Source organism: Burkholderia sp. BCC1993, from assembly GCF_905339865.1.
GTDB lineage: Bacteria > Pseudomonadota > Gammaproteobacteria > Burkholderiales > Burkholderiaceae > Burkholderia.
In genome coordinates, this window is record NZ_CAJPGZ010000086.1 from 1 (window position 1) to 249 (window position 249).

General features: G+C 57.0%; 1 pseudogene. It reads left to right on the forward strand.

Going from position 1 to position 249, the window contains the following annotated elements:
- Positions 1–206, forward strand: a pseudogene (locus U4Y91_RS36690) (hypothetical protein); the annotation flags it as partial.
- Positions 207–249 lie beyond the last annotated feature (43 nt).

The window sequence follows — 249 nt, forward strand, 5'->3', positions numbered from 1 at the left end:
CTCGGAGGGGAAAGGTCAACAGGTCACGCGCGTTATGGGAGGAGATTCGGAAGGAAGCGGCAAGGAGAGGGATCAGAAGCTTCGTGATCGAAGCGGATCCCAATGCCGTTCCGTTCTATCCGATGCTCGGAGCGGAGAAAATCGATGAAAAGAAGTCGAGCGTGCTGCCGGGCAGAATCTTTCCGATCCTGCGGATCGCGATCTGATCGATCGGCAATCCGGATGCTTCGCTGCACGCGCATTTTCCGG